Here is a 14,387-nt window from a genome sequence, read left to right on the forward strand (position 1 = left end):
CTGGTACAGGCGCAGCGCCCGAACCATCACCCCCTCACCCCCGCCCTCTCCCCCTGGCGGGGGCGAGGGAGCAAGAGGGCCGCTGTCTGTCATCAGGCCGCGCGCAGCGCCGGCCTCTCTCCGCTCCCGCCTTCGCCCCTTTAAGGCTGCGCCTGGGGCGGGGCGCTGGCGGGGTGGTATGGGCGCAGGTGCGCCCATGCTTCGTGAACTGACTGGCCGCAGTTGTCTGAACGAAGCTGCGCAGCAGCGCAGTGAGTTCTGCGGCCCACCCCGCAAGCGTCCCGCCCCAGGTCTGCCCCTTCGCGCCAGCGAAGGGGTCGCAGCCGTGGGGCCGTGTTCTTTGCTTCCTTTCTTGCACGAGCAAGAAAGGAAGTCGCCCGCCGGGGCGAGTCCCGGCCCCCGAACCAAACCAAGAAACCAACACTCAAAACAGCCTCAAGCCCATGTAAGCAAAGGTCTTCCAGCTATCAAAAGAAGACTACGCCAACTGACAAAACTCCAGCACCGCATCCACCCACTCTGGATACACACTCAACGCATGGTCCCCTCCCGGCAACACCACCTGCCGCGCCTGCGGATACCTCTCCACCATCTCCCGCCAGTCCAGCACCTCATCCCCCTGCATTGCCAGCAGCAACTCCGCCCCGCCCGGCGCCTGCCCGCGCACGTCCCACGCCCGCAGCTCGTCGATGTACTCGGCGCGAAAGAAGAACCGGGCCTCGGGGTCGTGCCACGCCGTCTGCTCACCGATGTAGCGCGCCAGGTCGCGTGCCGGATCGACCGCCGGGTTCAGCAGCACGCTGGGGCAGTGCTTGGCATGCGCCACCCAGCTGGCATAAAAGCCCCCCAACGACGAGCCGATCACCGCCATGCGCCCGGCCGGCCAGTCGGCGATGCCGCGCTGCACCAGCGCCAGCGCCTCGCGCGGCGACGGCGGCAGCTGCGGGCACCACCAGGTGACGCCGGGATGGCGCGCCGCCACGCGGGCGGCCGTGAGCTGTGCCTTGGCGGACAGCGGAGAGGAGCGGAAACCGTGCAGGTACAGCAGATGGGTATTGGCCATGCGCGCCATTGTCGGACGGGCGCGGCCCGGATAATCGCCGCCCCATGGCGACCACCTCCGGCAGCAGCGCATCCCCTTTTCAGTCCCCGACCCTCGCCCAGCGCATCCTGCCGCTGCTGCGCGGCTTCGACTGGCCGCTGATCGCCATCCTGCTGGTGCTGGCCGGCATCGGCCTGGTGGCGATGTACTCGGCCGGCTTCGACCACGGCACGCGCTTCGCTGACCACGGGCGCAACATGTTGCTGGCCGCCGGCATCCTGTTCGTGGTGGCGCAGGTGCCGCCGCAGCGGCTGATGAGCCTGGCGCTGCCGCTCTACACCCTGGGCGTGGCGCTCTTGGTGGCGGTGGCGCTGTTCGGCATCACCAAGAAGGGCGCGCAGCGCTGGATCAACGTCGGCGTGGTGGTCCAGCCCAGCGAGCTGATGAAGATCGCCATGCCGCTACTGCTGGCCTGGTGGTTTCAAAAACGCGAGGGCCAGCTGCGCGCCGTGGACTTCGTCATCGCCGCGGCGATGCTGGCGCTGCCCGTCGGGCTGATCATGAAGCAGCCCGACCTGGGCACGGCGCTGCTGGTGCTGGCCGCCGGGCTGTCGGTGATCTTCTTCGCCGGCCTACCCTGGAAGCTGGTGGTGCCGCCGGTGCTGCTGGCCGCCGTGGGCATCGGCATGGTGGTGTGGTTCGAGCCGCAGATCTGCGCCGACGGCGTGCGCTGGCCGGTGCTGCACAACTACCAGCAGCAGCGCATCTGCACGCTGCTGGACCCCACGCGCGACCCGCTGGGCAAAGGCTTTCACATCATCCAAGGGATGATCGCCATCGGCTCGGGCGGGCTGTGGGGCAAGGGCTTCATGGCCGGCACGCAGACGCACCTGGAGTTCATCCCCGAGCGCACCACCGACTTCATCTTCGCTGCCTATTCCGAAGAATTCGGCCTGGTGGGCAACCTGACCCTCATCACCTGCTACCTGCTGCTGGTCTGGCGCGGGCTGGCCATCGCGGCGCAGGCGGGCACGCTGTTCGGGCGGCTGATGGCGGCCGGGGTGTCGATGATCTTCTTCGCCTACGCGTTCGTGAACATGGGCATGGTCAGCGGCCTGCTGCCGGTGGTGGGGGTGCCGCTGCCCTTCATCAGCTACGGCGGCACGGCCATGGCCACGCTGGGGCTGGCGCTGGGCGTGCTGATGTCGGTGGCGCGCGCGCAGCATGCGCCGGACGAGCAGCACTGGAGGCCCGAACGTCCCTGAAACCGTGCGTTTCGCGCTGCCCCTGGCGCTGCAGGGGACGCAGGGCGCTGCCTACAATCCGCGCATGATTTCCCGCGAACCGACCATCGAGCGCCTGGCTGTGGCGCGCGAGCTGCTGCTCACCCCCTTCGGCCTGGACGAGACGCACCTGGCGCGCGCGCTGGCGCACATCCGCGCGCACCAGGTCGACGACGCCGACCTGTACTTCCAGTACACGCGCCACGAGGGCTGGAGCCTGGAGGAAGGGATCGTCAAGACTGGCTCGTTCTCCATCGACCAGGGCGTGGGCGTGCGCGCGGTGAGCGGCGAGAAGACGGCGTTCGCCTATTCCGACGACATCTCCGAGGCCTCGCTGCTGGACGCGGCCGGCACGGTGCGCGCCATCGCCGCCGCCGGCCAGGGCGGGCGCCGGCGCGTGCCGGGGCAGAAAATCGCCCAGAGCCGCTCGCTGTACCCGCACCTGGACCCGATCGCCTCGATGGACAGCACCGCCAAGGTGCAGCTGCTGGAGCGCGCCGAGCAGCGCGCCCGCGCCAAGGACCCACGCGTGGCGCAGGTCATGGCGGGCCTGGCCAGCGAGTACGACGTGGTGCTGGTGGCGCGCGCCGACGGCACCCTGGCGGCCGACGTGCGCCCGCTGGTGCGCCTGTCGATCACCGTGATCGCCGAACACAACGGCCGGCGCGAGGTCGGCTCCTCGGGCGGCGGCGGGCGCTTCGGCCTGGCGTACTTCACCGACGCGCAGATCGGCCAGTACGTGGACGAGGCGGTGAACGCGGCGCTGACGAATCTGGACTCGCGCCCGGCGCCGGCCGGCGAGATGACCGTGGTACTCGGCCCGGGCTGGCCCGGCGTGCTGCTGCACGAGGCCGTCGGCCACGGCCTGGAGGGCGACTTCAACCGCAAGGGCTCGTCGGCCTTCAGCGGCCTGATCGGCGAGCGTGTGGCGGCCAAGGGCGTCACCGTGCTGGACGACGGCACCATGGCGGACCGGCGCGGCTCGCTGAACGTGGACGACGAGGGCCACGCCACGCAAAAGAACGTGCTGATCGAGGACGGCATCCTCAAGGGCTATATCCAGGACAGCCTGAACGCGCGCCTGATGGGCGTGGCGCCCACGGGCAACGGCCGGCGCGAGAGCTACGCGCACATCCCCATGCCGCGCATGACCAACACCTACATGCTGGGCGGTGACCGCGACCCGCAGGAGATCGTCGCCAGCATCAAGAAGGGCCTGTACGCCACCAATTTCGGCGGCGGGCAGGTGGACATCACCAGCGGCAAGTTCGTGTTTTCGGCCAGCGAGGCCTTCTGGGTGGAAAACGGCCGCATCCAGTACCCGGTCAAGGGCGCGACCATCATCGGCAGCGGCCCGCAGTCGCTGAAGAAGGTGACCATGATCGGCAACGACCTGAAGCTGGACAGCGGCGTGGGCACCTGCGGCAAGGAAGGCCAGAGCGTGCCGGTGGGCGTGGGCCAGCCGACCATGCGCATCGAAGGCCTGACGGTGGGCGGCACCGCCTGAGGCCGCCGGCGGGCACCGCGCCTGGAGCCAGTCCCGCTGTCTCATGCCGCCGCGCAGCCCTGCTTCATCCTCCTTGCTCGGCGGCCTGCACACCGGCTCGCTCTACGGGCTGGAACAGCGCATCACGCGCTTTCTGTGGCAGGACGCGCACAACCCCGACACCCGCGCCCTGCGCGCCGGCTTGCTGGCGCTGTCGGCGCAGCTAGAGCGCACCACCCAGGTGCGGCGCGAGCCAGGCGCGGTCGGCGCCATCACGCGACAGGCGATGCAACTGGCGCAGCAACTGCGCCAGCACCAGCTGCTGCTCACCGGCATGGCCTCGGCCTGGCATGACCTGTATGAATTTGGCGCCTACCAGCAGGCGGTGACGGCCCTGCGCGCCGCGCTGCAGCGCTGGCGCGACGCCCTGGACCGGCTGGAGGAAGCCGAGCAGCAATGCTTTGCCGACTTCGAGCGCCTGGCCTGGCGCACCCTGGGCGAGGCCCTGCTGCTGCTCGATCTGTACCAGCAGCACGGTGCCGGCGCCCCGCGCTCGCTGCCGCTTTCGGCGCCGATGCGGCCGGCGCGCGTGCCGTTGCTGGCACGCCTGCGTGCCTGGCTGGTCCGCGGCCGGCTGTAGCGGCATGGCAACGCCGCCCCATGTTGCACTGCGGCAAAGCGTGCTACATTGGCCCGCATGACCCGCCGCGTTGCGCCCTTTTTCTTTTACTTTTGGTTCTCTTCCCCAGGCGGATAGAGAGGCACACGCGCACCCGCACCCCCACAGACCTCCCGAAAACCGCCGAAGCTGACGCAGCCCGGCGGTTTTTTTTGGCCCGTTTTTCTTCCCTCCGCCCTTCCTTCTTCTTCCTTCACGAGAGCCCCGCCATGAACGCCCGCATTCCCACGCCCGACACCTGGTATCCGTCCGTCGAGAAAACCAGCCAGACCGACGACCAACGCATCCAGGACATCACCGTGCTCCCGCCTCCCGACCATCTGATCCGTTTCTTCCCCATCCGGGGCTCCGAAGTCGAGACACTCATCGCCAGCACGCGCCGCAACATCCAGCGCATCATGGCCGGCCAGGACGACCGGCTGCTGGTGGTCATCGGACCGTGCTCGATCCACAACCCGCAGGCGGCGCTGGACTATGCCCGGCGCCTGCAGGCGGTGCGCGCGCAGTACGCCGGCGACCTGGAGGTCGTGATGCGCGTGTACTTCGAGAAGCCGCGCACCACCGTGGGCTGGAAGGGCCTGATCAACGACCCCTACCTGGACGGCAGCTACCGCATCGACGAGGGCCTGCGCATCGCGCGCCAGTTGCTGATCGACATCAACCGCCTGGGCGTGCCGGCCGGCAGCGAGTTCCTGGACGTGATCAGCCCGCAGTACATCGGCGACCTGATCAGCTGGGGCGCCATCGGCGCGCGCACCACCGAAAGCCAGGTGCACCGCGAGCTGGCCTCGGGCATCTCCGCGCCCATCGGCTTCAAGAACGGCACCGACGGCAACATCCGCATCGCCACTGACGCCATCCAGTCGGCCAGCCGCGGGCACCATTTCCTGTCGGTGCACAAGAACGGCCAGGTGGCCATCGTGCACACCGCCGGCAACCGCGACTGCCACGTCATCCTGCGCGGCGGCAAGGCGCCCAACTACGACGCGGACAGCGTGCAGGCGGCCTGCGCCGATCTGCACAAGGCCGGCCTGCACCCGTCGCTGATGGTCGACTGCAGCCACGCCAACAGCAGCAAGCAGCACGAGAAGCAGCGCGACGTGGCACGCGACATCGCCGGGCAGATTGCCGGCGGCTCGATGAGCGTCTTCGGCGTGATGGTCGAGAGCCACCTGGTGGGCGGCGCGCAGAAGTTCACCCCCGGCCAGGACGACGCGCGCACGCTGGAATACGGCAAGAGCATCACCGACGCCTGCCTGGGCTGGGACGACTCGGTGGCGCTGCTGGACGAGCTGGCCGCCGCCGTGCGCACGCGCCGCGCGGCGGTGCAATAAGCTCGGCCCTTTCATTCCCTGCAGCGCAGGAGAAAGGCCGACCGCCATGCACAGCGAAGTCTTCGTCACCCTCACCCCCGGCGCCGAGCTGCGCCTGGACCTGCAAGGCGCCGCGCCGCTGGAGCACGAGCAGGCACGCCGCTGGCTGGACAACGAGTTCCTGCGCCTGGAGTGCGAGCCGCTGCGCGCCAGCGGCAAGGTGCTGCTGGCCGACAAGGTGCTGGTGGTCGCGCAGGCGGCCGGCGCGCGGCAGTTCGCCGACGCCGCCTGGGCGCAGCAGTTCGCACGCGCCACGGTCGCGGCGCTGTCGCGCCCGGTGGTGCGCGTGGACGTGCCGGCGATGGCCGTGAGCTTCTGAGCACACGCCGCCGCGGGGCCGCGCGTGCCCTGCGCGGGTGCCGCCTGCGCCGCGGCGCTTCAGGCCACGCGCGCCGCCACCTGCCCCGCGCTCAGCAACTGGCCGGGTTCGGCCAGGCACTGCAGCGTGCCGGCCACCGGGGCGTGCAGCGTGGTCTCCATCTTCATCGCCTCCATCACGCCAATGGCCTCGCCGGCCTGCACCGCGTCGCCGCTGTGGCGCTGCCAGGCGACCAGGGTGCCGGTCAGCGGCGCGGCCACATCGCCGGGCGCGGCCGTGGGCGCGGCGGGCGTCGGGGCGGCGGCTGATGCCGGCGCGCCGCCCAGCTGCGCCAGCGCCAGGCCGGCGGGTAGCCCCAGGCGCACGCGCCGGCCGTCGATCTCGATGAAGGTGCGCAGCAGCGCGCCGCCCTCCTGCCCGTCCGGGCGCGGCGCGGGCTCGAAGCTGGCCTGCATCTCGGTTTCGATCCAGCGCGTGTGCACGCCGAAAACCTCCTCGCCGGCGAAGGCCGGATCCTCGACCACCGCGCGGTGGAACGGCAGCACGCTGGCCACGCCCTCGATCCCGAACTCGGCCAGCGCGCGGCGCGCCCGCGCCAGCGCCTGCGCGCGCGTGGCGCCGGTGACGACCAGCTTGGCCAGCAGCGAGTCGAAGCTGCCCGGCACGCTGCTGCCCGCAGCCACGCCGCTGTCCACGCGCACGCCCGGGCCGGACGGCGCGTCGAAGCGGGTGATGCGCCCCGGGCTCGGCAGGTAGCCGCGCCCCGGGTCCTCGGCGTTGATGCGGAATTCCAGGCTGTGCCCGCGCGGCGCCGGCGTCTCGGTGAACGACAGCGGCAGGCCGTCGGCGATGCGCAGCTGCTCCAGCACCAGGTCCACGCCGGCGGTCTCCTCGGTCACCGGGTGCTCGACCTGCAGCCGGGTGTTGACCTCCAGGAACGAGATCTGCCCGCCCCGGCCCAGCAAGAACTCCACCGTGCCGGCGCTGATGTAGCCGGCGGCGGCGCAGATGTCGCGGGCGGCGCGGTGGATGTGGTCGCGCTGCGCATCGGTGAGAAACGGCGCCGGGGCTTCCTCCACCAGCTTCTGGTTGCGCCGCTGCAGCGAGCAGTCGCGCGTGCCGACCACGACCACCCGGCCGTGCTGGTCGGCGATGACCTGGGCCTCGATGTGGCGCGGCCGGTCCAGGAACTGCTCCAGGAAACATTCGCCGCGCCCGAAGGCCGCCGTCGCCTCGCGCACCGCGGATTCGTACAGCTCGGCCACCTCGTCCATCTGCCAGGCCACTTTCAGGCCGCGCCCGCCGCCGCCGTGCGCGGCCTTGATGGCCACCGGCAGGCCGTGTTGCTCGGCAAAGGCCAGCACCTCGGCGGCGCTCTCCACCGGCCCTTCGGTGCCGGCCACCAGCGGCGCGCCCACCTGCGCGGCGATGCGACGCGCGGCCACCTTGTCGCCCAGCGCCTCGATGGTCTCGGGGCGCGGGCCGATCCAGACCAGGCCCGCGGCCAGCACCGCGCCCGCGAACTCGGCGCGCTCGGACAGGAAGCCGTAGCCGGGATGCACCGCATCGGCGCCGCTGGCGCGCGCGGCGGCGATCAGCTGGGCGATGTCCAGGTAGGTCTCGGCCGGGCGCGTGCCGGGCAGCGCATGCGCCTCGTCGGCCGCCTGCACGTGCAGGGCGTCGGCATCGGGGTCGGCATAGACGGCGACGCTGCGCACGCCGTAATCGCGGCAGGCGCGGGCGATGCGGATGGCGATCTCGCCCCGGTTGGCGATCAACACCTTGCGGATCATGCGGACCTCCTGCCTGTTGCCTGCGTCGGGGTGGGGGCGAGATCGCCATTGCCTGCTGCGCAGGCCCGTCGATGTACCGAAACCGGCGCTGCGCGCCGGTTTTCGCCCCGGTTGGCAATCAGAACTTTGGAAATCATGGAACGACCTGTTCAAAAAAGGGAGTAATGACGTTGAAGCGCACGCGGCAGCCCACCGGGATCTGCGCGGCCAAGGGCAGGTGGTGGCGGGCGACGGCGGCGATCACCGGGTAGCCGCCGGTGAGCGGGTGATCGGCCAGAAACAGCACCGGCTGGCCGCCGGCGGGCACCTGGATGGCGCCGGTGACGGTGCCCTCGCTCGGCAGCTCGCCGCCGCGCGCGCGCGCCAGGGGCTGCGCGCCCTCCAGCCGCATGCCCACGCGGCTGGACTGGGGCGTGACCTGCCACGCCTGCGTCTGGAAGGTGTGCAGCGCTTCGGGCGTGAACCAGTCGGTGCGCGGGCCCAGCAGCGCGTCCAGCACCACCTCATCGCCAGGCCGGGGCAGCGGCGGCGCGGCGGCCACGTTCGGCGCCTGGGCGGCGTGCACCGGCACGGCGCCGCCCACGGCCAGGCGCTGGCCGGGCTGCAGTGCGGGTGGGCCGACCTGGGCCAGCGTGTCGGTGGCGCAGCTGCCCAGCACCGGCTCGACCTGCCAGCCGCCGCGCACGGCGACATAGGCGCGCACGCCGGCCGCGGGGGCCGCCAGAGACAGCTCGTCGCCGTCGTCCAGCGCCACGGCCTGGTCGCCGGGCAGGGTCCGCCGGCTGCCGTCCGCGCCATGCAGCGTCAGCGCCATCGGCGCGCCGGCGACGGCCAGCGTGGCGCGGCCGTGGCAGCGCAGGCGCAGGCCGCCCAGCAGGTGCTCCAGCACCGGCGCGCTGGCCGGGTTGCCGACCAGCCGGTTGGCCTGGCGCATGGCGGGCAGGTCCAGCGCGCCGGAGGGCGAGATGCCCAGGCTGGCCATGCCGGCACGGCCGCAGTCCTGCACCAGGGTCTGCAGGCCGATAGCTATGATTTCAATAGCTGGAGGTCCATGCATTTCCTGGGCCTGAGGCACTTTTTGCTTCATTTCCTGCTCGGGCGGCAGGCTGATGTGCACGGCGGCGCGCCCGGCATCGACGAACTGCACCTGAAAGCCCGGCTGGATATAGGCCGGCTCGGGCCGGCGCAAGTCCCACATGGGCACGCCGGTCACGCCGATCAGCTGCCAGCCGCCCGGGCTGGAGCTGGGATAGACGGCGCTGAAGTCGCCACCCAGCGCCACCGAGCCGGCCGGGACCCGGGTGCGCGGCGCACTGCGGCGCGGCACCTGAAAGCTGGGGTGCCCGCCCGCGAGATACACGAAGCCCGGCGCGAAGCCGGCAAACGCCGCCTGCCAGGGCTGGCCGGTATGGCGCGCGATGACCTCGCGCACGCTGGTGCCCAGCAGTTCGGCCACCGCGGGCAGATCCTCGCCGGCGTAGTGCACCGGGATTTCCACCACCCGGCCCGGCGGCGCGTCGTCCTGTGCCAGGTCGACGGCGGCGGCGCGCACGGCCAGCGTCCGCATCAGCGCTGCTGATGTGATCGCCTCGGGCCGGTAGTGCACCAACAGCGTGCGCGCGGCCGGCACCAGTTCCTGTACGCCGGCCACGGGTTGCGCCAGCAGCGCGCGGTGCAGCGCCATGGCGGGGGCCAGGCCGTCCAGTTCGACCAGCAGCGCGCCGTCGCTGGCCGGCAGGAAACGCAGGGGCAGCGGCATGCGGCTCAGCCCTGCAGCGTGTCGACGAACGGGCGCAGCGCCACGCCGGCGTCCTGCAGCCGCGCGCGCACGCGCCGCGCCATGTCCACTGCGCCGGGGCTGTCGCCATGCACGCAGATGGAGTCGGCCTGCAGCCGCACGCGGGTGCCGGTGATGCTGGTGACCTCGCCGGTGCGCACCAGCTGCAGCATGCGCTCGGCCACCGCGTCGGCGTCGTGCAGGACGGCGCCAGGCAGGCGGCGCGAGACCAGCGTGCCGTCGTCGTTGTAGGCGCGGTCGGCAAACGCCTCGGCCACCACGCGCAGGCCGCGCGCGCGGGCGCGCTCGATCAGCGGCGAGCCGGCCAGCGCCAGCAGGGTCAGCTGCGGGTCCAGCGCCAGCAGCGCGCTGATCACGTCGTCGCCCTGGCGCGCATCGTGGGCGATGGTGTTGTACAGCGCGCCGTGCGGCTTGACGTAGCGAACGCGCGTGCCGGCGGCCTGCGCCAGGCCTTGCAGCGCGCCGATCTGGTAGATCACGTCGGCCACCAGTTCGGCGCTGCTCGGGTCCATGTTGCGCCGGCCGAAACCCACCAGGTCGGGGTAGGCCACATGCGCGCCCACGGCCACGCCGCGCTCGGCGGCCGCGCGCAGCGTGTGCAGGATGCCGGCCGGGTCGCCGGCATGGAAGCCGCAGGCCACGTTGGCGCTGGTGACCACGTCCAGCAGCGCGGCGTCGTCGCCCATGCGCCAGACGCCGTAGCTCTCGCCCAGGTCGCTGTTGATGTCCATCTTGTATCCTCGTGATTCAATGAAACGCCGGCGGTTGTTCAACAACTGCCGGCACCTGCCCCATCCCGCTTCGACCGATGCCCCTCACACAGCCCCGGCGCACCCTTCCGCGCGGCGAGTCCGCCAGCCTGACCGACAGCGTCGCCGACACCATCCGCCAGCAGCTCATCCAGGGCCAGCTGCGCGCCGGCCAGCGGCTGTCCGAGGCGGCGCTGGCGCAGCAGCTGGACATCTCGCGCAACACGCTGCGCGAGGTCTTTCGCACCCTCATCAAGGAGGGGCTGCTGGTCCACGAGCCGAACCGCGGCGTGTCCGTGGCGGTGCCCTCGATCGCCGACATCATCGACATCTACCGCGTGCGCCGGCTGATCGAGTGCCAGTCGCTGGAAAAGGCCTGGCCGCTGCACCCGGCGCACAAGCACATGCGCCAGGCCGTCGAGGATGCCGCCGTCGCCCGCGAGGCGCGCGACTGGCAGCGCGTCGGCTCGGCCAACATGGCCTTCCATGCCGCCATCGTCGCCCTGAGCGACAGCGAGCGGCTGTGCGCCATGTTCGCCGACCTGGCGGCCGAGCTGCGCCTGGCCTTCGGCATGCTCGACGACCCGGAGTACCTGCACGCGCCTTACGTGGACCACAACGCCCGGCTTCTGCAGCTGTTCATGGACGGCCAGACGCTGGAGGCCGCGCGCGAGCTGGAGAACTACCTGGTGCAGTCCGAGCGCATGGTGCTGGCGGTGTACGCGCGCCAGCGGCCGTGAGCGGCGCGCGCAGGCCTGCGCCAGGCGATTCGCGCTCTGGTCAAGCTGTTTATTGTTGAACAATCTGCCGATTTCGTTCATGCAGCAATACCGTACAGCATGAACGAAAGCATCGTATTGTTGAAATCCCTGATGGTGGCGCAGCGCCGCGGGTGGTAATTTCCGCAGCCTCTGCCACCGGCAGGTCTGTCCGGGGCCGCACGCTGCGGCCCTCTTGCCCCCGTCCCAAGGAGACACCATGAAGCGTCGCATTCTCTGCGCCACCGCCGTGCTGGCGGCCACTGTCGGCTTTGCCGGCACCGCCCTCGCCCAGACCAAGTGGGACTTCGCCACCGCCTACCCGGCGGTCAACTTCCACTCCAAGAACAACGAGCAGTTCGTCAAGGACGTGGATGCGGCCACCCAGGGCAAGCTGAAGGTCACGCCGCACTTCGGCGCCTCGCTGTTCAAGATGCCCGAGATCAAGCGCGCAGTGCAGACCGGCAACGCGCAGATGGGCGAGTTCTTCCTGGTCAGCTTCCAGAACGAATCGCAGATCTTCGGCGTGGACGGCCTGCCTTTCCTGGTCAGCAGCTACGACGAAGCGTACAAGCTGTACCAGGCGCAAAAGCCCGCGCTGCAAAAGCTCCTGGACAAGCAGGGCCAGGTGCTGCTGTATTCGGTGGCCTGGCCGCCCCAGGGCATCTACACCAAGAAGCCGGTCAACTCCGCCGCCGACCTGAAGGGCATGAAGTGGCGCGTGTACTCACCGACCACCGCGCGCATCGGCGAGCTGGTGGGCGCGCAGCCCGTGACCATCCAGGAAGCCGAACTGTCGCAGGCGCTGGCCACCGGCGTGATCGAGGGCCTGATCACCTCCAGCGCCACCGGCGCCGACAACAAGCTCTACGAGAACCTCAAGCACTACTACAACGTGCAGGCGTGGATCCCGAAGAACGCCGTGGTGGTCAACAAGAAGGCTTTCAATGCGCTGCCCAAGGCCGAGCAAGACGCCGTGCTGAAGGCCGCCGCCGCCGCCGAGGAGCGCGGCTGGAAGGAGTCGCGCGAGGTGGATGCGCGCTCGCTGGCGGCCCTCAAGGCCGGCGGCATGAGCGTCGAGCAGCCCTCGGCCCAACTCAAGGCCGACCTGGCCAAGGTGGGCGAGACCGTGCTGCAAGAGTGGACCGAGAAGGCCGGCGCCGACGGCAAGGCCGTGCTGGACGCCTACCGGGCCGCCAAGTAACCGCCTAACGCTTCAGCCCAAGGAGACCCGATGCGCAAAGCGCTCGACGGCCTGTACGCGGCCAGCGCCTGGCTGGCGGCGCTGGCCATGGTGGGGGTGCTGGCGATGGTGCTGCTGACCATCCTCAGCCGCCTGTTCGGCTTCGCCGCCCCGGGCAGCGACGCCTACGCCGGCTACGCCATGGCCGGCGCCGGCTTCATGGCGCTGGCCAGCACGCTCAAGGCCGGCGAGCATATCCGCGTGACGCTGCTGCTGGGCGCTTTGAAGGGGCGCGCGCACAAGGCACTGGAGGTGGCGGCGCTGGCGATCGCCACGCTGCTGTCCGGCTTTCTGGCGTTCTACGCCGCGCGCCTGGTCTGGCAGTCCTGGGAGATCGACGACATCTCGGTCGGCATCGACGCCACGCCGCTGTGGATCCCGCAGCTGTTCATGGCCGCGGGCACGCTGGTGTTCTTCATCGCCTTCTGCGACGAGCTGGTGCTGGAGCTGCTGGGGCGGCGCCAGCCGCGCAGCGTGGAGGACGCACACCATGAATGAAGTGATCGCCAGCGTGCTGCTGGTGGTGGTGCTGCTGGCCCTGCTGGGCGGCGGCGTGTGGGTCGGGCTGGCGCTGGCCGGCGTGGCCTGGTTCGGCATGGAGTTCTTCACGCCGCGCGCCGCGGGCGACGCCATGGCTCTGACCATCTGGGGCTCGGCCAGCTCCTGGACGCTGACGGCGCTGCCGCTGTTCGTCTGGATGGGCGAGATCCTGTACCGCACCAACCTCTCAGAGAGCATGTTCCGCGGCCTGGCGCCGTGGGTCAACGCGCTGCCGGGGCGGCTGCTGCACACCAACGTGATCGGCTGCACCATCTTCGCGGCGGTCTCCGGCTCGTCGGCGGCGACCTGCGCCACGGTGGGCAAGATGAACCTGCCGGAGCTGAAGAAACGCGGCTATCCCGACGCGCAGATCATTGGCTCGCTGGGCGGGCCGGCGACGCTGGGCCTCTTGATCCCGCCGTCGATCATCCTGATCGTCTACGGCGTGTCGGCCGAGCTGTCGATCTCCAAGCTGTTCATGGCCGGCGTGCTGCCGGGGCTGCTGCTGGCGCTGCTCTTCAGCGGGTGGCTGATGGGCTGGGCGCTGCTGCACCCGGACCAGGTGCCGCGCTCGGACGAGCGCCTGACGCTGCGCCAGAAAGTCCATGAGGCACGCCACCTGATCCCGGTGGTGCTGCTTATCGGCAGCGTCATCGCCAGCATCTACACCGGCATCGCCACCGCCACCGAGGCGGCGGCCATCGGCGTGACCGGCGCGCTGGTGCTGTCGGCTGTGCAGGGCTCGCTGACCTGGGCCAATTTCCGCGCGGCGCTGTTCGGCGCCACCCGGCTGTACTGCATGATCGCGCTGATCCTGGCGGGCGCGGCGTTCATGACGCTGTCCATGGGCTACATCGGCCTGCCGCGCCAGCTGGCCACGTTCGTCGGCAGCCTGGGCCTGTCGCCGGGCATGCTGATCATCGTGCTGGGCCTGTTCTACGTGCTGATCGGCTGCTTCCTGGACGGCATCTCGACCATCGTGCTGACCATGAGCGTGGTGCTGCCCATCATCCAGGCCGCCGGCATCGACCCGCTGTGGTTCGGCATCTTCCTGGTGATCACCGTGGAGACGGCGCAGATCACGCCCCCGGTGGGTTTCAACCTGTTCGTGCTGCAGGGCATGACGGGCCGGCAGGTGACCTACATCGCCCGGGTGTGCGCGCCGTACTTCCTGCTGATGGTGCTGGCGCTGGTGCTGCTGTGGCACTTCCCGGCCATCGTCACTGCGCTGCCCAGCCACATGTGACGCGGCGAATTCAAGGTCTTTTGGGCCGCAAGTCCTTATAAACAAAGGGCCTGCAGCTATGATTTTTGAAAAGCGCCG

The 14,387-nt window shown here is 70.5% G+C and carries 13 protein-coding genes; 9 read left to right on the forward strand and 4 right to left on the reverse strand.

Annotation, left to right across the window (positions count from 1 at the left end):
• Nucleotides 1–478: 478 nt before the first annotated feature.
• Nucleotides 479–1,063, reverse strand: coding sequence for a YqiA/YcfP family alpha/beta fold hydrolase (locus tag BLQ61_RS07425; RefSeq protein ID WP_091568663.1), 585 nt, complete (start codon nt 1,061–1,063; stop codon nt 479–481).
• 44 nt (nt 1,064–1,107) lie between these two features.
• Here BLQ61_RS07425 and rodA point away from each other — a divergent pair, with 44 nt between their 5' ends.
• The 5 genes from rodA to BLQ61_RS07450 all read left to right on the forward strand — a co-directional run bounded on the left by rodA (nt 1,108) and on the right by BLQ61_RS07450 (nt 6,182).
• Nucleotides 1,108–2,307 carry a rod shape-determining protein RodA gene (rodA, locus tag BLQ61_RS07430; RefSeq protein WP_091568459.1) on the forward strand — a complete coding sequence of 400 codons (1,200 nt, stop codon included), beginning with the start codon at nt 1,108–1,110 and terminating at the stop codon, nt 2,305–2,307.
• A 64-nt stretch (nt 2,308–2,371) separates the two neighbouring features.
• A complete protein-coding gene (tldD, locus tag BLQ61_RS07435; RefSeq protein WP_091568665.1) occupies nt 2,372–3,832 on the forward strand; it encodes a metalloprotease TldD in 1,461 nt (486 codons plus the stop codon).
• Between the two features lie 73 nt (nt 3,833–3,905).
• The gene (locus BLQ61_RS07440; RefSeq protein ID WP_091568462.1) at nt 3,906–4,451 is read left to right on the forward strand and encodes a hypothetical protein; all 546 of its coding nucleotides are present in this window, start codon (nt 3,906–3,908) and stop codon (nt 4,449–4,451) included.
• A 248-nt stretch (nt 4,452–4,699) separates the two neighbouring features.
• Nucleotides 4,700–5,824 carry a 3-deoxy-7-phosphoheptulonate synthase gene (locus BLQ61_RS07445; protein WP_091568464.1) on the forward strand — a complete coding sequence of 375 codons (1,125 nt, stop codon included), beginning with the start codon at nt 4,700–4,702 and terminating at the stop codon, nt 5,822–5,824.
• 46 nt (nt 5,825–5,870) lie between these two features.
• A complete protein-coding gene (locus BLQ61_RS07450; protein ID WP_091568467.1) occupies nt 5,871–6,182 on the forward strand; it encodes a hypothetical protein in 312 nt (103 codons plus the stop codon).
• Nucleotides 6,183–6,241: 59 nt separating this feature from the next.
• Here BLQ61_RS07450 and BLQ61_RS07455 read toward each other — a convergent pair whose 3' ends face one another.
• From BLQ61_RS07455 to BLQ61_RS07465, 3 genes are all read right to left on the reverse strand, one after another.
• On the reverse strand, nt 6,242–7,972 hold the full coding sequence (locus tag BLQ61_RS07455) for an acetyl/propionyl/methylcrotonyl-CoA carboxylase subunit alpha (RefSeq protein ID WP_091568666.1): 1,731 nt from the start codon (nt 7,970–7,972) through the stop codon (nt 6,242–6,244).
• 136 nt (nt 7,973–8,108) lie between these two features.
• On the reverse strand, nt 8,109–9,734 hold the full coding sequence (locus BLQ61_RS07460) for a 5-oxoprolinase subunit B/C family protein (protein WP_175488238.1): 1,626 nt from the start codon (nt 9,732–9,734) through the stop codon (nt 8,109–8,111).
• Between the two features lie 5 nt (nt 9,735–9,739).
• A complete protein-coding gene (locus BLQ61_RS07465) occupies nt 9,740–10,504 on the reverse strand; it encodes a LamB/YcsF family protein (RefSeq protein WP_091568470.1) in 765 nt (254 codons plus the stop codon).
• A 77-nt stretch (nt 10,505–10,581) separates the two neighbouring features.
• Here BLQ61_RS07465 and BLQ61_RS07470 point away from each other — a divergent pair, with 77 nt between their 5' ends.
• From BLQ61_RS07470 to BLQ61_RS07485, 4 genes are all read left to right on the forward strand, one after another.
• On the forward strand, nt 10,582–11,262 hold the full coding sequence (locus tag BLQ61_RS07470; protein WP_091568472.1) for a GntR family transcriptional regulator: 681 nt from the start codon (nt 10,582–10,584) through the stop codon (nt 11,260–11,262).
• Nucleotides 11,263–11,500: 238 nt separating this feature from the next.
• Entirely contained in the window at nt 11,501–12,484 is a 984-nt protein-coding gene (locus BLQ61_RS07475) for a TRAP transporter substrate-binding protein (RefSeq protein ID WP_091568475.1), read from the forward strand.
• A 30-nt stretch (nt 12,485–12,514) separates the two neighbouring features.
• Nucleotides 12,515–13,021: a TRAP transporter small permease gene (locus BLQ61_RS07480; RefSeq protein ID WP_091568478.1), complete on the forward strand. Its 507-nt coding sequence runs from the start codon at nt 12,515–12,517 to the stop codon at nt 13,019–13,021.
• On the forward strand, nt 13,014–14,309 hold the full coding sequence (locus BLQ61_RS07485) for a TRAP transporter large permease (RefSeq protein ID WP_091568481.1): 1,296 nt from the start codon (nt 13,014–13,016) through the stop codon (nt 14,307–14,309). The genes BLQ61_RS07480 and BLQ61_RS07485 overlap by 8 nt, the downstream gene beginning before the upstream one ends.
• The last annotated feature ends 78 nt before the right edge of the window (nt 14,310–14,387 follow it).

This window comes from Oryzisolibacter propanilivorax, assembly GCF_900103645.1.
GTDB lineage: Bacteria > Pseudomonadota > Gammaproteobacteria > Burkholderiales > Burkholderiaceae_C > Melaminivora > Melaminivora propanilivorax.